The organism is Sapientia aquatica, assembly GCF_004358105.1.
Classification (GTDB): domain Bacteria; phylum Pseudomonadota; class Gammaproteobacteria; order Burkholderiales; family Burkholderiaceae_D; genus Solimicrobium; species Solimicrobium aquaticum.
The window spans coordinates 91,553-109,806 of the sequence record NZ_SMYL01000010.1; the positions used below are offsets into that span (position 1 = coordinate 91,553).

At 52.2% G+C, this 18,254-nt stretch carries 15 protein-coding genes; 4 read left to right on the top strand and 11 right to left on the bottom strand.

Features of this window, described 5'->3' with window-relative positions; all coding sequences use genetic code 11:
* Position 1: 1 nt before the first annotated feature.
* From E2I14_RS15830 to E2I14_RS15875, 10 genes are all read right to left on the bottom strand, one after another.
* Positions 2 to 559, bottom strand: coding sequence for a recombinase family protein (locus E2I14_RS15830; protein ID WP_133330303.1), 558 nt, complete (start codon positions 557 to 559; stop codon positions 2 to 4).
* Between the two features lie 142 nt (positions 560 to 701).
* Positions 702 to 1,136 carry an EamA family transporter gene (locus E2I14_RS15835; RefSeq protein ID WP_133330305.1) on the bottom strand — a complete coding sequence of 145 codons (435 nt, stop codon included), beginning with the start codon at positions 1,134 to 1,136 and terminating at the stop codon, positions 702 to 704.
* Between the two features lie 16 nt (positions 1,137 to 1,152).
* Positions 1,153 to 2,514 carry an ATP-binding protein gene (locus E2I14_RS15840; protein ID WP_133330307.1) on the bottom strand — a complete coding sequence of 454 codons (1,362 nt, stop codon included), beginning with the start codon at positions 2,512 to 2,514 and terminating at the stop codon, positions 1,153 to 1,155.
* On the bottom strand, positions 2,490 to 3,155 hold the full coding sequence (locus E2I14_RS15845; protein WP_133330309.1) for a response regulator transcription factor: 666 nt from the start codon (positions 3,153 to 3,155) through the stop codon (positions 2,490 to 2,492). Before E2I14_RS15845 ends, E2I14_RS15840 begins: the two co-directional genes overlap by 25 nt.
* A 66-nt stretch (positions 3,156 to 3,221) precedes the next feature.
* Entirely contained in the window at positions 3,222 to 3,668 is a 447-nt protein-coding gene (locus E2I14_RS15850; protein ID WP_133330311.1) for a hypothetical protein, read from the bottom strand.
* A 29-nt stretch (positions 3,669 to 3,697) separates the two neighbouring features.
* A complete protein-coding gene (locus E2I14_RS15855; protein ID WP_133330313.1) occupies positions 3,698 to 4,480 on the bottom strand; it encodes a COG4705 family protein in 783 nt (260 codons plus the stop codon).
* A 68-nt stretch (positions 4,481 to 4,548) separates the two neighbouring features.
* A complete protein-coding gene (locus E2I14_RS15860; RefSeq protein WP_133330315.1) occupies positions 4,549 to 5,145 on the bottom strand; it encodes an undecaprenyl-diphosphatase in 597 nt (198 codons plus the stop codon).
* Between the two features lie 56 nt (positions 5,146 to 5,201).
* Complete coding sequence (locus E2I14_RS15865; RefSeq protein WP_133330317.1) at positions 5,202 to 5,537, bottom strand: PepSY domain-containing protein; 336 nt, start codon at positions 5,535 to 5,537, stop codon at positions 5,202 to 5,204.
* Positions 5,538 to 5,645: 108 nt separating this feature from the next.
* A complete protein-coding gene (locus E2I14_RS15870; RefSeq protein ID WP_133330319.1) occupies positions 5,646 to 6,266 on the bottom strand; it encodes an HD domain-containing protein in 621 nt (206 codons plus the stop codon).
* A gap of 61 nt (positions 6,267 to 6,327) precedes the next feature.
* On the bottom strand, positions 6,328 to 6,714 hold the full coding sequence (locus E2I14_RS15875; RefSeq protein WP_133330321.1) for a GFA family protein: 387 nt from the start codon (positions 6,712 to 6,714) through the stop codon (positions 6,328 to 6,330).
* A gap of 472 nt (positions 6,715 to 7,186) precedes the next feature.
* On the opposite strand from E2I14_RS15875, the gene E2I14_RS15880 reads away from it, so the two are divergent.
* The 3 genes from E2I14_RS15880 (at position 7,187) to E2I14_RS15890 (ending at position 11,316) form a co-directional block, all read left to right on the top strand.
* Positions 7,187 to 8,206 (top strand): LacI family DNA-binding transcriptional regulator, encoded by a 1,020-nt coding sequence (locus E2I14_RS15880; RefSeq protein ID WP_133330323.1) that lies wholly within the window; start codon positions 7,187 to 7,189, stop codon positions 8,204 to 8,206.
* Positions 8,207 to 8,529: 323 nt separating this feature from the next.
* The gene (locus E2I14_RS15885) at positions 8,530 to 9,861 is read left to right on the top strand and encodes an MFS transporter (RefSeq protein ID WP_133330325.1); all 1,332 of its coding nucleotides are present in this window, start codon (positions 8,530 to 8,532) and stop codon (positions 9,859 to 9,861) included.
* A 105-nt stretch (positions 9,862 to 9,966) separates the two neighbouring features.
* Positions 9,967 to 11,316 (top strand): GH1 family beta-glucosidase, encoded by a 1,350-nt coding sequence (locus tag E2I14_RS15890; protein ID WP_133330327.1) that lies wholly within the window; start codon positions 9,967 to 9,969, stop codon positions 11,314 to 11,316.
* 9 nt (positions 11,317 to 11,325) lie between these two features.
* On the opposite strand, the gene E2I14_RS15895 is transcribed toward E2I14_RS15890, so the two are convergent.
* Positions 11,326 to 13,797 carry a putative bifunctional diguanylate cyclase/phosphodiesterase gene (locus E2I14_RS15895; protein WP_165967869.1) on the bottom strand — a complete coding sequence of 824 codons (2,472 nt, stop codon included), beginning with the start codon at positions 13,795 to 13,797 and terminating at the stop codon, positions 11,326 to 11,328.
* Between the two features lie 636 nt (positions 13,798 to 14,433).
* On the opposite strand from E2I14_RS15895, the gene E2I14_RS15900 reads away from it, so the two are divergent.
* Entirely contained in the window at positions 14,434 to 17,970 is a 3,537-nt protein-coding gene (locus E2I14_RS15900) for an indolepyruvate ferredoxin oxidoreductase family protein (RefSeq protein WP_133330331.1), read from the top strand.
* Positions 17,971 to 18,254: the final 284 nt, after the last annotated feature.

An 18,254-nucleotide genomic window follows, 5' to 3' on the forward strand; every position in this document is an offset into this window, starting at 1 on the left:
GTCAGTCTCCCCGCAGGTACTGATACAAGGTTTCACGGCTGATGCCGAAGTCACGGGCCACCAAGGTTTTTTGGTCGCCTGCCGCAACTCGCCGTTTCAACTCGGCAATTTGTTCGCTGTTCAGCGATTTCTTTCGTCCCCGGTAGGCACCGCGCTGCTTGGCAAGCACGATTCCCTCGCGCTGGCGTTCGCGGATCAGGGCGCGCTCGAACTCAGCAAAGGCTCCCATGACCGACAGCATCAAATTGGCCATCGGCGAGTCCTCGCCGGTGAACGTCAGACCTTCTTTGACGAACTCGATGCGCACGCCCCGTTGTGTCAGCCCCTGAACGATGCGGCGCAGGTCATCAAGGTTGCGTGCCAGCCTGTCCATGCTGTGCACCACCACGGTATCGCCCTCGCGGACGAAGGCCAGCAGCCTTTCAAGTTCGGGACGTTGTGTGTCCTTGCCGGAAGCCTTGTCGGTAAATACCTTGCCAACGTCGATTTGCTCCAGTTGCCGGTCAGGGTTCTGGTCGAAGCTGCTGACGCGGACATAGCCGATGCGTTGACCTTGCAAGATGCCTCCAAAGGTAAAAGTGTCAGGATGAAATCTATTACCTTTGTCTGAATGTGTAAATAAATATAAAATAAGACTCTATTCTGACATATTTTATATACAGCATCTGACATCAGGTTAGGGTATAGCTCAATCTGACAAATTAACGTTTCAACGCGAGCAAGAGAACGCCGCCAGCGACCATCGCGATACCTGACCACTCGCGGAGCGACGGACGTTCGCCCAAAAATGTGAACGCGAATACCGCCACCAGTACGAGACTGAGTTTGTCTACCGGCGCGACCTTGGATGCATTGCCGATCTTGAGTGCACGGAAGTAGCACACCCACGACGCGCCCGTAGCCAAGCCGGACAGCCCGAGGAAAAGCCATGTCTTGGGCGACAACTCCAAGGGGTTGGCCCATTTTCCTGTGTAGGCGACAAACGCCGACAGAACGACGATGATGATTGCCGTTCGGATCAAGGTGGCCAGATCAGAATCAACCCCCTGAATGCCGACCTTGGCAAAAATGGCCGTCAGTGCCGCAAAGGCTGCTGACAGCAAAGCCCAATAAAACCACCCTGCTGAAGAACTCATTCCTCCTCCCCTTTGTTCAATGTCGCTGCTTCATGGGAACGATAACCGTAGCGACTAAGCCGGTTTGCAGAGCTTCGTCTGCGAAGTCGAGGTGAATTTCGGCACCGATGCGGGAAGCAATCGTTTGGACGATGGAAAGCCCCAAGCCAGATCCAATCTGCTCACTTCCCAACGTGCGGTAGAAGGGATCAAAAACTCTATCCCGCTCAGCCAATGGAATGCCTGGCCCGTTGTCCTTGATGCGCAGCTCCGCTCTCTCGCCTGACACCTCCACAGAAAGATCAACCTGGCCGCCCTCCGGCGTGTAGCGGATGGCGTTATCGACCAGATTCTTGACCACCGCGATCATGTCCAACTCGCTCACCCACAGCTCAGCGTCCTGAATACCTTCGACACCGATGTCAATGTGCTTGGCCTCGGCTAGCGGCATAAGGTCTTCCAGCACACGGCGATAGACGCTCTGAACCGATACTGGCGACTGCGGAAAGTCGATCGCCGACTGCGCCCTAGCCAAAGTCAGAAGTTGATCCAGCAGGCTGCGGCCACGCTCGATCCCTTGGCGCAGCACGGTCAGCCGTTCGTGTGCCAAGCCAGACATTTCTGCGTCTGCCAGCCGCTCCGCTTGTAGCGATAAGGCCGTCAACGGCGAACGCAGCTCATGCGCAGCATCCGCCACAAAGCGGCGCTGAGATTCCATCGACTGACTTACACGAACAAGCAGGCGATTGATCGCTACAGCGAAGGGGCGAATTTCGACCGGAAGGTGGTGGTCGTCAATAGGATGTAGCTCCTGCTCGGCTCGTTGGTCAATTTCCTTGGAGAGCGCGGCAATGGGCCGGAACATTTTGCGCACCAAGTCAGCGACGATCAACAGCAGCACCGGCACGAGAATCAGAAAGGGCATCACCGTGCGTAGTGCCCCGTCGCGGGCGATTTCATTGCGGAAACCGGATTCTTGGGCCACCGCGATGCGTTCACCAGCCGCCGTAGTCTTGACCAGAACGCGGAAGGTTTCTCCGCCAAGCTCCAGCGTATGTAGTCCGTCGGTCAGTGTGGTTGGAAGCGGGAGTGCTCCTCCTGCATCCACTCCAGCCGCAGAATGGCTGACCTCACCCAAGCGCTGGACGATCACGCGCGATTCCTCATCGGGGTCCTTGAGGCGGGCATCGGTGGTTGGTGCGTCCGGTGACAGGTGCTGACGATCCATGAGCTGGGCCACCTGCCGCAAAACATCGTCCTGTAGCTCTTGGGCTTCATCGAAGGCGGACATGAACGAGAAGACTCCCGCCACGATGGCCACCACGAGAATGGCCAGCGACAGGGTGACGGACAGCTTGAGCTGAACCGACTCGTTCAAGCGCCTTTTGAAACCATCCATCCGATCCCCCTGACGTTTTTGATGACCTCACTGCCCAGCTTGCGGCGCAAGGCATGGATCAGATATTCGACGGCATTGCTTTCGACCTCTTCACCCCAGCCGTAGATACGATCCTCCAGCTCGCTGCGCGAAAGAATGGCTCCGGGCCGTACCAGCAAGGCTTGCAGCAGAGAGAACTCCCGGTTGGACAATAGCAACGGGGAGCCGCCATTGACGCTGGCCTCTTTGGTGGCTGGATCGAGTGACACCACGCCGTTGCCGAGTACCGGCGCTGCCGTCCCGCCCTTGCGCCGCAAAACGGCGCGCATACGAGCCAATAGCTCCGCCATCTGAAAGGGCTTGGATACATAGTCGTCTGCACCGCCGTCTAGGCCGCGCAGGCGATCATCCAAGCCGTCACGCGCTGTGATGATGAGCAGGGGGACAGGGTTGTCTTTAGCGCGGAGGCTGGCCAGTACCTCTAGCCCGTCCTTGCCGGGAAGGCCCAGATCGAGCAACACCAAGTCATAGTGCTGACAGCCCAACGTCGTGAGTGCCGTCTGGCCGTCCTTGACCCAATCAGCGGCGTAGGAAGCGTCCTTCAATGCACCGTGGATCGCGTCACCGATCATGGGATCGTCTTCAACCAGCAATACCCGCATTCCCCCTCCCAATAGTCAATTATTCAAGGCTGCACTTGAATTTGACAAATGATGACATCGTTATAGTTAACCGTGTAGTGCATCGAGGGTTTTCAATAGCGCAGCCATTGCTGCCTTGCAATCAGCCTGATTCGGCGCGTCAGCCCGTAATGCCGAAAGCGACTTGTCTATGGCTTTATCGAGCACATGCCAATCATCGGCTGCCCGTGGTTTCAAACCGGCCTCGGCTGAGTCCCATGCGACCTCCAAGTCCTTGATACGGGCTTTGGCAGCGGGCAAGTCGCCCTTATCCACGATAGTGGCCACATCGGCGGCAATGCTGCGGAAGGCCGAGAGTTCGCCCAGTTTAGAGGCGGCCTTGCCCTGCGGTGCCGAAACAGCCTGGCCGGGTGTCGTCGATGCTGCGCCCGTGCTGATTTGATCGGCTGGCTTGGAGCAACCGGCTGCCAGAGTCAGGATTACTGCTGCTGAAACGGCGACGATAGGGCGAACGATTGGGTGCTGATTGGTCATGTTTTTCTCCTTGTTTCGTGGGAAGTGGTTTATTTGGCGAGTTGGGTGGAGCGGCTTCCGTTCATGCCAATTTGTGCGACTGCCACCAGGATGACGATCACCGAGAGGAACAGGGCACTCGTCCACATAGCACCCATGCCGAGGCCGCCATAGGTCTTGGCCTGCGTCAGCAAGTCACCGAGCGCAGCGCCGAAGGGGCGGGTCAGGATATAGGCAATCCAAAAGGTCAGTACGGCGTTGCCGCCCATGCGCCAGGCCGCATAGGTGATGCCGATCAGTGCACCGAACGCCACCGCGCCCCAGGTAAAGCCCAAACCCAATGCCTCTGTCGCCAAATCCCCAGCAGCCGTGCCTAGCGCAAACGTGCAGAGGATGGCGGCCCAATAGAACAGCTCTCGGCTGCGCGTCACGATGTCGTGGATTGACAGGGTGCGCTCGACCCGATGCCAAACGAAGAAGATCGCGGCAAGCGCCACGGCGAACGCCGAGGTGCTGATGTACAGGCTGACGCCGAGGCCATCGGTCAGCAGATCGGTGATCTGGGTGCCGACCACGCTGACGAGTACCACCGTCAGCCAGTAAATCCAAGGGGTGTAGCGGCGGGTACGCAACTGCATAAACAAGGCGGTTGCCAACAGAGCTGCCATGACGCTTCGCGTCAGGCCTTGCCCCAAGCCCGCCTCGACTGCCAGATAGTCGGCAACAGTTTCCCCAACTGTCGTGGACATGATTTTGATGATCCAGAAGGAAAGAGCGACCTCCGGGACTTTGTTGAGCCAGCCAGTGGTGGTGCTCGTGGGTAATTTGTTCATCGTGTTCTCCTTCCGAGGTGAAATTCTTGGCGTCAGTTTGTCTGGCCAGACTTAGCCAATCCATAGGCTTACTCGCGCACCCATCCGAGCCTGATCAAGTTGCCAAAAAGCCGGTGATGAATTGCGGTGGCGAGACGGAAACTTAGCCCCAGATACCAGTGGGCTGCACGCAAGGTCAGCCAAGCACTGAGTAAGGCGACCGAGATCGCCCCGAACATGTCAAACGGGAAATGCACACCAAGGTAGATGCGCGCCCATGCGATGGGGGCACCCAACAAGGCCAGGCCGATGCTTATTCTGCGAGGTTGTCGTTGTAACAGGAGGCTGAACGCAACGGCCCACCACAGCGTCAGGTGATCGCTTGGGAATGAGGAATCGGCAACGTGAGGGATAAGGGTATGCCCTAGACCCGTCATGAACGGTCGGGGATGCATCCAGGCCAGACCGATAGCTTGGTTAATCAGAAGGCCCAGTAACCCCGATGCGGTTGCAACGAGCATGGCCTTGCGATTGCCTTCGCTACCACGAAGCCATCCGATACCGATCAGAAGCGGTACTACCCAGATGAGCTGTTCAGCAAAGAAGGTCGCCAGCGTCAGAGCCAAAACGCTGGGATGCTCCGGCGCGTTGAGCCAGAGAAACAGTGTGTGGTTGATTGATTCCATGCGGTCTCCTGGCCGGATCGCAGCACAGGGGGCGACCCGGCCATGCTGGCGAGGTGTCAGTCTTGCTTCTCGTGGTCGTCATCGTGATCCGCTTTGTCCTCGGCGGACGAGATGACCGTGCCTTTGTCAGCATCGACCCGGACATCGAAGACCTTGGCCCCGCTGACGACTTCAACGTCGTAGACCCAGCCTTGCTTCGAGTTCTCGTATTCGGCGCGTGATGCCTTGCCGTTCGCGTGTTGTTCGGCGACGGTCACGGCCTGAGTGAGCGGGATCTTGGCTTTGCTGATTGCCAAGGCGTCGTTTTCCATGCCTCCTTTGGCGGCGTAGGCCACGGCCCCTGTCGCGGCAATGGCAATGGCCAGCAGGGAAAGTTTTGTGTAGCGGTACATGATGCTTCTCCAGAAGAGTGCAGGGATTTGCACGTTGGAGAAGTTACCCAGGCAGACTTAGCTCTTACTGAGCCAAAGAAGTGGCCGCTGGAAATAGTTCGTCAGGGCTTAGCGTGCTTTGTTTTCCGTTTTCTGAGGCGGCCCCATCAAGCACTTTGGCACTTTGGTGGTGTACTCATCCAACATCGCTACTATTTCATGGCTGTCAGGTTGTCCGCCATTAGGATCAATTAGTGCAAGGATACGGGCGATGCCGATCGCGCCTAGCCAATCGAGAGCATCGGCGTCGTGCAGGTAAATGCTTTCTGCGCCGATTGGATCGCGATCAAACATATGGGTGCGAATCGCCGTGCGAACTGCATCTATTTTTTCAACGGGAAAACCGCTGCCGTTCAACACCGTGTCAACAATGCTCGCTGCTTGATCGGCATGATCTACACCTTCTTTTTCCCACGGCGCAAAGGCGGCTATATCATGCAAATAGGCGGCGGCAAACAGCACATCGTCATCGAGTTTTACGTTATCTTTGGCAGCCAAGGATTTTGCCAAATGGTAGTCGCGCACGCTGTGTGAAAAGCCCCAAGCGGGATGTTTGAAATTTGCTTTGGCAAATTCAACTACCGTGGTGTGCCAATCGGGTTGTGGCTTTTCCTGCGCGTTGGCGAGGTTGTGCAGCAAAGTGAGTCCGATAAATATTGCGCAGGCATTTTTTATTGTTTTTAACTTCATGGCGTATTCCAATTTAGTAAGTAAGGCGCTGGCAAGTTGGCTCGTTAGCGCGCACGTTGGGTTAATCAATAAACGACCACGTATCCGCACCATCAAAGTGACGAACTAGCACCGATGCGGAAAGGCTCGGGTCAAAATTATTCAGATTCACGCCATGTCTCGCGCCCAGTTCGCCACTAGTAGGTTCCCAGTGCGTGACGCTGCCGCAGTGTTTGCAGCGTATCGTGCGCAGCGTTTTATCACCCCAAACATAGTCGGTCGTGTTCTCTGGATGTCCTTCAATAGTCACCGTGCCAAACGGATAGTAAGCCCACACGCCGCCAACGCGACGACACAATGAGCAATTACAACTGATCGCGGTTTCCGGCATGGATGGCAAGGTCAGACGCACTGCGCCGCAGTGGCAGGAGCCTTGTAGCGTAAATGTGTTGGATGGTGCGTCAGCCATGTGGTAGCTCCAGATTTATCGAGAGAATTAATTGCCGCTGTGCGTGGTGCCAAAGTAAGCCAGTGCTTACCGCCTATGGGGCGCCATTTCAAAACGGAACAAACGGCGTCTGATGTTTAATCGGCATCCACCGTAAGTCATGTTGGTATGGACGGCGCACACGAGTTTGTACTGACTTTTAGGACGCTAATCATTTGCAAAAATAATAGCATGTTGTTGAATTCCGGCAATAGAATTTGCGCGAAGAGTAGAGCCGGAAGCGAGTCCTGTTATGAGTTAAGTGGGTTGCAGTTGGGACGAGATGGTGTTTTTGTTATGAAATAGCTTCGACCATCTTCGATATGGCTAACATGGGTGCCTAGCCGCTAAATCTTGCATCCCCCCAGCAATATCGCTATATTGGCAGCACTTTTAATCCTTGATGAAAAGCTTTTCATAAAGCGCATTCACTTAATTTTTCCCCGGAGCGACGTTGGCCGACGATTCTTTCTCAAATACTCCCTCTACCTTGCTCGACGTGGCGCGGGTTGCCGGTGTGTCGCCTAGTACGGTGTCGCGGATTTTGAATGGCACTGCCAGAGTGTCGGAAGTCAAGCGTAAGGCGGTGTTGGCGGCGATTGAGGCGATGAATTTCACGCCGAATCAGATGGCCAAGAATCTCAAAAGCGGCAACTCAATGACCATCGGCATTGTGGTGCAGGATATTTCCAGCCCGTTTTTCGATGAAACCCTGCGCGGGGTGGACGATGGTTTAAAAGACACCGGTTATACCTCGGTCATCGTCAGTGGACATTGGAATGCCGACGAGGAAGCGGAGCGCGTGCAACTTCTTTTGGCGCGTAAAGTGGATGGAATTATTCTGTTATCGGGTCGTATTTCGGACGAAACGGTGATTAAGTTTTCGCAACGATGCCCAATTGTGGCCACTGGTCGCGCAGTTCGTACCGAGAGTTCTATCGGCTTCAAAATCGACAATGAATATGGCGCCTATCTGGCGGTCAATCACTTGATCGAATTAGGTCATCGCCGCATCGCCTACGTGGCTGGCCCCGACAACAACAATGACGCGGCAGATCGTTTAAAAGGCTATCAACGCGCGATCAAAGAAGCCAATATCAAGCTTGAGCGCGGCTTGATCGTTGAGGGCGACTTTCACGAGGCCAGCGGCTTACTCGCGGTTAATCAATTGTTTGAAACCCGCCAGAAGTTCACCGCAATTTTTGCGGCCAATGATTTGAGCGCGTATGGCGTGCGGCTTGGTTTATACCGCAAAGGCATACGCGTGCCGGAAGATATTTCGCTGGTTGGCTTTGACGATTTGCCGAGTTCCTCCTATACCGCGCCGCCGCTCACCACCGTGCATCAACCTTTGTACGATATTGGTTTGCTGGCAACCAATGCATTATTAGCGATCATCCAAGGCAAAGAAATCGAAGCGCACGTCCCGCCAGTTGAGTTGGTGGTGCGCGAGACGACAAGGCGACTTGCTTGACGCGGCGCTGCTAGAGCGTTTGATTCGGTCGGATGAGTTCCCTCGGTGTGTAAGTCCCCAATTTCCTAAACTTTTGAAATAGAAGGCAATTTTAGAATTTTGATTGACTTCTATTTCCCCAACGGTTTAATATGAAAACGTTTTCAAGAAGGACGTTTGTCGGCGTATGCAAACGATAAAGAATCGCTAATGGATTGCGGTTTTAAGTTTTTTAGCGATAAAACCGACGAAAACAAGCTGAAATAAGCAATTCGCGCACGAGTCGAGTGATGTCAACGGAACCGATTGCGCTGAATAAAAATTACAAAACGAGACAAAAAACTATGCACGCATCAACACCTAGCAAACCGCTGCTGTGGGTTCCGAGTGGCTATTTCACGATGGCATTGACCTATGTCACGCTCACCAGCGTATCGGCCATCATGTTCAAAAATCTTGGCATGGATAACGGACGGGCGGCGGAATACGCTAGCTATCTGATTTTGGCCTACACGATTAAGCCGTTGTTTGCCTCGTTGGTGGAGATGTACCGCACCAAGAAGTTTTTTGTGATTTGCACGCAAATGATTTTGGGTTGCGGGTTCATCGCAGCAGCGTTGATGATGGCGCTGCCGAATGGAATTTTCTTATTGATGTTGGCCTTTTGGGTGTTGTCGTTTGTGGGCGCGACGCAGGATATTGCGTCCGATGGCGTGTACGTCACGTCGCTGGATAACAAAACCCAATCGCTGTATTGCGGAATTCAAAGTTTAAGCTGGAATATTGGTCCTATCGTCGCTTCTGGTGGTTTGGTGTACCTCAGCGGTTGGCTGCATTCCAATTATTTTCATCACGATGCCAAAGTGTTTGGCGCGGACTGGATTGATGCCTGGCGCGTGATTTTTTTCATCGTAGGGAGTGCCACCTTGGCCTTGGGCGTGTGGCACATGCGCGTGATGCCGGATGGTCAGCATGCGAGTAATGCGCCGAAATCGATCCAAGGCGCTTGGCATATTTTGCAGGATTCGTTCGTCACTTTTTTTCAAAAACGTGATGTCTGGACGATGGTGGCATTCGCGTTTTTGTTTCGGCTCAGCATAGGCTTTCTCGAGAAAATCGGTCCGTTTTTTATGGTCGATCCAATCAAGCAAGGCGGCTTGGGTTTGTCGAACGAATTGTTGGGAATTATTTACGGCACTTACGGCCTGATCGCGGTGTTAGTTGGTTCCTTATTGGGTGGGATATTCGTCGCGCGCCGCGGTTTGCAGCCTTCCTTATTTATTCTGTGTTGCGCGGTCAATATTCCGAATGTGACGTTTCTGTTGATGAGCATTTATCAGCCAAGTAGTTTGGTCGTCATCAGTTGTGGTGTGGCGATAGAAAAATTCTTTTTTGGTTTTGGTTCGGTCGGCTTCATGATTTATTTGATGCAGCAATTAGCGCCTGGTAAATACACCACCACGCACTATGCATTTGGCACTGGCTTGATGGGTTTGTGCATGATGTTGACCGGTGTCATCAGCGGGCATTTGCAGCAGTTACTGGGCTATGTAAATTATTTTGGCTTTGTCATGATTGCGACGATTCCTTCATTTTTGGTGACGTGGTTTGCGCCATTTCATCAAAAAGAAGATCAGATTGCATCGTCATCCTTAGCATCGGAAGCGTTGGCCTAAGTTAGTTTTGGAGCACGTCATTGCGCTCCAATTTGAAATCGATTTCACGTTAGCAGGTTGACTCAGCACGGCTAATTCGTAGTGTTTTTAAACGTATTTAAAATTATGCAAAATTCAGAATTAACGCAGTTCTTCCCGTCCTCTTTTACCTGGGGTGTCGCCACTAGCGCGTATCAAATTGAAGGCGCCGCCAATGAAGACGGTCGGGGCGCATCGATTTGGGATACGTTCACCCACACCAAGGGCAAAATCATTGATGGCAGCACCGGCGACGTGGCGTGCGATCACTACCATCGTTATGCTGAAGACGTTGATTTGATTGCGTCGTTAAATGTCGATTCCTACCGTTTTTCTATCGCATGGCCGCGCGTGCAGCCGCTGGGTGAGGGCGCTTGGAATGAAGCCGGCTTTGCGTTTTATTCGCGCTTACTCGATAAGCTCTACGAAAAAAACATCGCCGCGCACATTACCTTGTATCACTGGGATTTGCCGCAAGCATTGCAAGACAAAGGTGGTTGGCTTAACCGCGAAACGACTGTGCATTTTGCCGAATATGCCGCCGAAGTAGCGCGTCGTTTTGGACACCGTGCGGCAACGATTGCGACTCACAATGAACCTTGGTGCACCGCCAATTTGGGTCATGGTAACGGCCAGTTTGCGCCGGGCATGGCCGATCTAAAAGCTGCCATCCAAGTCTCGCATCATTTATTGTTGTCGCACGGCTTAGCTATCCAAGCCATGCGCGCCGTGAATTCACCGGCTAAATTAGGCATCGTGTTAAACCAATGGACTGCAACACCGGCGACCCAATCGGCGGCCGATATTCACATGGCGGAATTGGAATATGCGCGTTCAGTGCAGTGGTTTATGGATCCAATTTTCAAAGGGCATTACCCGCAATTAGCGCTAGATAATATGGATTTGGCGGCCTTCAGCGTTTATCCCGATGACTTAAAAAACATCCAGCAGCCGATTGATTTTTTGGGCGTCAATTATTACACCCGCGTGTTCTGCAGCAGCGATGAACCAAAAATTAAACCCGAAGGCAAACTCGGTTTTAACGACATGGGTTGGGAAATTTACCCCGAAGGCTTGACCGATTTATTAGTCGGCCTGCACAAGGAATATAAGCTCCCACCGATCTACATTACCGAAAACGGCATGGCTGTGGCCGATCAATTGGAGCACGGCAAAGTACACGATCAAGTTAGAACTGATTTCATTGAAATGCATCTGGATGCATTAGCCAGCGCGATGCGCCAAGGCGTGAATGTGCAAGGTTATTTTTATTGGAGCTTGATGGATAATTTTGAGTGGAACTCAGGCTATGCCAAGCGTTTTGGTTTGGTGTACGTCGATTACGCCAGCCAGCAGCGCACCTTGAAATCCAGCGGGGTTTGGTATCGGAATTTTATTGCACAAAACGTGCTGCACGCCAGTAAAGCCAGTAAATAAGAGGCTAGCTTAGCCGTTGCGTGATTGGTGGCTGGAAGTGCTTTGGTTCTTCCACCACGCTTCAAATTGATCCAGCTCCATCGCCTCAGAAATATAAAATCCCTGCACGAAGTCGCAGTCTAAATCGACCAGCATGTCCCACTCATCGGCATTTTCCACGCCTTCTGCAACGATGGATAGACCGAGCTGATGGCCCAAACTGATAATCGATTTGAGTAAGACAAATCCGGTATCTTCGCTGCTGAATTTTTTCACAAATGAGCGATCGATTTTGAGTTCCGAGACGGGCATTTTTTGCAGATAGGCCAGCGACGAATAGCCAGTGCCAAAATCATCAATCGAAATCGAAAAACCTAAATTGCATAAACCGTGCATCACTTCCAACGCGGCGATGGGGTTGTTCATCGCGCTGTGTTCGGTGATCTCGAAACGGATATCAGCGGGATTGGCGCGATGTTCGATCAATAATTGCTCGAGTAACTTGAGTAGCGCAGTGTCGTCCAAATCAAAGGCCGACAAATTGACACCCAACTGAATTGGTGTGCCGTTGGCGCGGAGCAGTGCCACGATGTCCATTGCTTCGCTCAGTACCCATTTAGTAATCATGCGAATGCAACCGGTTTTTTCGGCGAAGGGAATAAAGTGTTCCGGCGCGATCAAGCCGCGGGTCGGGTGTTCCCATCGAATCAGTGCTTCGGCACTCACCATTCCTCCATCAGCCATACGGATTTTGGGTTGCAGATAGAGTCGGAACTCATTGTTGCTAATCGCTTGGCTAATCCCCGACATCAATCCCAAATCACCTTGTCTGCCGACTTCCAACACTTTGTCGTATTCAACCCAATCCAGTCGATAGGTGCGGGCCACGTCTAAGGCAATTTCGGCGTTACGAAGTAAGTTGGTCACGGATAAATTTTCGGACGATGTGTCCGACAATTCACGCTCCCGCGCGGCCCCGATAGCCAGCGCCAAGTCAACGATTTGACCATTTACCTGCGCGGGATAACTAAATACTTGGTGTAACTTCTCCAGTACGTTGGCTAATTGACTATCGGTCGTCAGCAAACAAAATTGATCTGTATGCAAGCGGGCGATGTGCTCGGCGCCGACCGACGATAAGCGTCGTCCAACTTCAGCCAATAATTGGTCGCCAATCTTAATACCAAGTGCTTCGTTGATCTCGCGAAAGCGTTTGACGTTGACCGCCAGCACAACCAGATCGAAGCCGATGGAGTGCTGGTTGATTTTTATCTGCTGCAAGGATTCACGATTAGGCAAACCGGTGACGACATCGTGCATTTTGAGGTAATGCTTTTCTTGGCGTAAAGTCAAAGAACGTCCGGCCAAAATTCCTAAAAACATCAACGGCAGCAGCAAATCCGAAGCAAGGCTGAACCAGTCGTTATTACTTGAAATCGTCCAAGGAATTCCAACGCCAGTGAGATCGTAGGCAAAGTCGGGAATCCATAGCAGCGTGCTCGGGATATTGCTGATTAATAAAATCAAGCAATTCGAATTGCCTTTGCGCCAGCCGCGCCAGCACGCTATGTAGATCAACGGGATAGAAATTAAATTGAGCAAACTATTGGTGTGATCGGCTGGCTGCGCGTCGAAATACCAGAGCGGAAACAACAGGAAAAAACCAACCACGCAAAATTGCAAAACCCGACCGATTTGCAACGAGTGGGTAGAAAAGCGGCCCAAGCGCATGAGTACGATTAAATTTAACCCGTTCGATAGTGAATACATCGCACTAAACCAAATCCACGCCAACCAAGGAGAATGAAGAAAGTGCTGGGGTAGCAGCAGATAAAAAGCGTTGCCAGCGGCAAAGCTCAGGGCATAAAGCGAAAACAAAGCGTAATTAAGACTGCGCAGTGCAAGCGCAAACATGATGGCGATGAAAGCAATAAGCAGTAATGCTGCGAAGCTTGCGTACTGAAAGTCTTCATGCCGTTGATCCTGCGCCAAGGTCATCGTGAGATCGACAATTTCAATCGGCACTGACCGTTGGTAGTCATCGTAGCGATCCATGGTGAGTTTGGCATACAGCGCATCGCCCGTTGGGATTGCTCGGGTAAACAAGGCGCGCTTGATGGTCTCGATGGCGTTGACTTGTTGACCATATCGATCTACCGAACCCAACACGATTCCTTGCGCATCAATTAGGTCAACGCGCACGCGATTGGTAAAAAACGACAGCGCCTGCCCGGTCGCTGGAACTTGTCCTGCCAACGCTTTAATCCGCGCCCAGCAAGTTGTGCCTCCGGGCTTAAGATCCACAGTGTTGTCGTTTGCTACTTTCCAGCCCTCCTTGGGTGGAATGGTACCTAGGGCTTCTTGTGTCGGCGCGCAACGGTAGTCCACCGATATCGCCTCAGCGTGGCAGTTTATCGACGGATAAGCCAGCAAAGCGAACATGAGTAATGCTAGCTTGCCCAGCCGCGCTAAATATAAGGAATCTGCTAAGTCAAAAAACATTTTTCTTATTCTGCTTACATGCATAAGGTTTGCCGATTGGGGACAACGATCAGGTGATTTGCATTAAAACGATTTATTTGGGTTGCCATTGGTGCGAAGGCGGTTGTGCCGGACTAAACCACCTCTGCATGTTGGGAAACTGCTGCACCCAGCACTCTGGCGCGGTTGGCGAATTAGTTTCGATCTGTTTAAATAAATTCGCCATGGTGGACAGCCTCGCAATGCGACCAAAAACGGTTGCACATTCTAACCTGCCATCCGTACAGTTCTGGAACATTTAATATCTTAAAAGACAATTTACGCGACAAAAAATAGCTAAAAAATAATTAAAAGCAGAAAATCACCCGCACCAGCCATGCTAAGTAGTCTAGTCCAGCAGTCCAAAAAACCTAGAAACTTTTAGGGCATCACTTTAAATGATACCCATATCCAAATCACCTATTTCCGCCTAAACTGATTTCTACCTACACTTCAATCCCACAGCAGATGTCCACGTTTTTTTGGTAGCAGATCGATGGGGTTGTTGTAAAATGTCGCACCTGCCGATACCTCGGCTTTCGTCAAATAGTTAGCAATTGTCTTACCCGACTTTTCAGCGTCTTATTTGTCACTCTAAACAATCAATTTGGAAAACTTATGTCAACTTCAGTCCTTGTGGAATCTGCTGGTTCCGCGCTCGCACCTGTTTCCCTAGACGACAAATACACCGCCACCAATGGCATGATTTATTTGTCCGGCGTCCAAGCTCTGGTGCGCCTGCCTTTGATGCAACGCCAACGCGATTTAGCGGCCGGTTTAAACACCGCTGGATTTATTTCTGGCTATCGCGGTTCTCCGCTGGGCGGCCTCGATCAAACGCTGTGGAAGACCAAAAAATACCTCGAATCGCAACATGTAAAGTTCGTCCCCGGCGTCAACGAGGATTTAGCCGCGACCGCGGTATGGGGCACCCAGCAAGTCGATTTGATTGGCCCGTCTAACTACGATGGCGTGTTTGCGCTGTGGTACGGTAAAGGCCCAGGCGTGGATCGTTGCGGCGACGTGTTTAAGCACATGAATCATGCGGGTACGTCCAAAAACGGCGGCGTGATTTTGGTCGCTGGTGACGATCACGGAGCGTATTCATCGACCTTGCCGCATCAGTCTGACCATATGTTTTCCGCCGCGATGATCCCGATGCTGTATCCGTGCAATGTGCAGGAATATTTGGATTTAGGTTTGCACGCTTGGGCCATGTCGCGCTTCTCGGGTTGCGTGGTGGGCTTTAAAGCCTTGGCCGATACGGTCGAATCGAGCGCCTCGATTGATGCTGATCCCTTCCGCCTCAAGATCACTATCCCAGAAGATTTCGTCATGCCAGCAGGTGGCTTAAATGCGCGGTTAACGACGGAGACTTTAGGCATCGAAGCGCGTAAGCAAGAAGCGCTGATGCAAGACTACAAAATCTATGCTGCGCTAGCTTATGCGCGCGCCAATAAACTCAATCACACCACCATTGACAGCCCACATGCCAAGCTCGGCATCATCGCTTCGGGTAAATCGTATCTGGACGTGTTGGAAGCAATGGAAGAACTCGGTATTGATGAAAAATTCGCCGCCGAGATTGGCATTCGCTTATACAAAGTTTCCATGCCTTGGCCGCTGGAGCCAGACGGCGTGCGCGAATTCGCGCGTGGCTTGGATGAGATTTTGGTGGTGGAAGAAAAACGTCAAATCGTTGAATACCAGCTCAAAGAACAACTCTACAACTGGCGCGATGATGTGCGTCCGCGCGTGATCGGTAAGTTCGACGAAAAAGGCGAGTGGGTGCATCCACGCGGCGATTGGTTGTTGACCTCTAAGGCCGATTTTTCGGTCGCGCAAATTGCGCGTGTGATTTCAGCGCGGATTGCGCGCTTCCATACCAGCGATTTGATCAAAGCGCGCTTGGCATTTTTGGAAGCTAAAGACGTCGTTTTGAAAAAAACCGTGGACACGCCGGCCCGCCCAGCGTTTTATTGTTCTGGCTGTCCGCATAACACGTCCACCAAAGTGCCGGAGGGCAGCTTGGCCTTAGCCGGCATCGGCTGCCACGTGATGGCGACCGCGATTTATCCTGAGCACAATAAAACCACCACCCACATGGGCGGCGAAGGTGCGCCGTGGATTGGGCAAGCGCCGTTTTCTAAATTGCCGCACGTGTTTGCCAACTTGGGGGATGGTACTTATTTTCATTCCGGCTATTTAGCGATCCGCGCTGCGGTGGCGGCCAAGGTCAACATTACTTATAAGATTTTGTACAACGACGCGGTAGCCATGACCGGTGGACAACCAGTCGATGGCACGATTAGTGTGCAGATGATGGCGCAGCAAATGGCGGCCGAAGGCGTTAAGCGCATTGCGCTAGTGACCGAAGATTTAAGCCGTTACGACGAACGCGAAGGCTTGCCAGAAATCGTCACGCTGCACGACCGCAAAGACATGGATGCGGTACAACGCGAGTTGCGCGAATTCGTCGGCGCGTCGGTCATTATTTACGATCAAACCTGCGCCGCAGAAAAACGTCGTCGCCGCAAAAAAGGCCAATTCGCCGATCCAGATCAGCGCATGTTCATCAACGATGCGGTGTGCGAAGGTTGCGGCGATTGCGGCGTGCAATCGAATTGCGTGTCGATTCTGCCACTAGAAACCGAGTTGGGTCGCAAACGGGTGATCGATCAATCCACCTGCAACAAAGATTATTCTTGCGTCAAAGGCTTTTGCCCAAGTTTTGTCACCGTTGAAGGCGGCAAGCTGAAAAAATCCAAAGCCGGGACCGCCAAGCAAGACGATTTCCCCGCTTTGCCCGAACCAGTTTTGCCTGCCTGCGAATCGGCTTATAACATTTTGTTAAACGGTATCGGCGGCACCGGCGTCATTACGATTGGCGCCTTAATCGGTATGGCCGCACATTTGGAAAGCAAAGGCGTGTCGGTGTTGGACATGACCGGTATGTCGCAAAAAAATGGCTCGGTAACTTCGCACATTCGCATTACTTCGCATCCTGGCAAACTGCGGGCACAACGTATTGCGACCGGTGAAGCGGATTTGGTGTTAGGTTGCGATATTTTGACCACCGGCGCGTTTGATGCGATTTCCAAAATGCGTCCTGGTCGCACGCGCGCCGTGGTCAACATTGACCAAACACCAATCGGCACTTTTGCACAGCAACCTGATTGGCAGTTCCCGCAGCAATCAGTGCAAGCGCTGATTAAAGAATCGGTCGATGGCAATGTCGATTTTATCGACGCAACCAAATTGGCTACCGCGTTGATGGGCGACTCGATTGCTACCAACTTATTCATGCTCGGTTTCGCCTACCAAAAAGGTGCGATTCCGTTGTCCGAAGCGGCTCTATTGCGTGCGATTGAACTCAACGGTGTCGCAGTGGAATCGAATAAAAAGAGTTTCTTGTGGGGTCGCCGCGCTGCGGTCGATCTAGCGGCAGTAGAAAAAGTTGCCATGCCAAGCAAACCTATCGTGCTGCAAATGCCCGAGAGCTTGGATAAATTAATCCAACGCCGCGTTGCTCTGCTGACCGATTACCAAAACAGCGCCTACGCCGCACGTTATGAAGCCTTGGTCAATCAAGTCAAACAAGCCGAAGAAAAGCTAGGCAAGGGCAACAAACTCGCTACCGCCGTAGCCAAATACGCCTATAAATTAATGGCCTATAAAGACGAATACGAAGTGGCGCGTTTGTACACCAACGGCGAGTTCGCGGACAAACTAAAAGCCCAGTTTGAAGGCGACTTCAGCGTCAAATTTAATTTAGCCCCGCCGCTGTTTTCTAAGAAAGACAACGCCGGTCATTTGGTTAAAGCGCAGTACGGTTCGTGGGTGTGGCAAGCGTTTAAAGTGCTGGCTAAATTTAAATCCATACGCGGAACGGCGTTGGATTTATTTGGCTACACCGATGAACGCAAAGCTGAACGTAAATTGGCTGCCGATTACCAACAAATGATCGCGCAATTAGTCGCTAATTTGGATGCGCAAAACTACGATGTGGCGCTCAAGCTGGCTAACTTACCAGAGCAGGTGCGCGGCTTTGGACATGTTAAAGAGAAGGCGATGCGGGAGTATTATGCGCAGGTTGATCACCTCACTCGATTAACACCAGCGGAACAAAGTTCCGCAAAGCTCGTTGCTGCGTAATCGAGCAAACTAAGTTGGGGAAAAAAAGGCTGATATTGCATCAGCCTTTTTTGTTGCGGTTGGCATCATGTGCGATGAGCGAAATGCCGCGCTGGCACCGAAGCGGTTAATTTTTCTGCGATTCAAAATCTACACGTGCTCACCTACTGACATCACTATAAGCCACCCAGCGGCTTATTCTGGATTCGATAATCGTGTTCTAACTCACGCATTTTTTTGCGTTTGCAGTTAGTCTGCTAATAATTAAATAAGCGCGTCATCGCTTTAGTCACGCTAGCTTGATC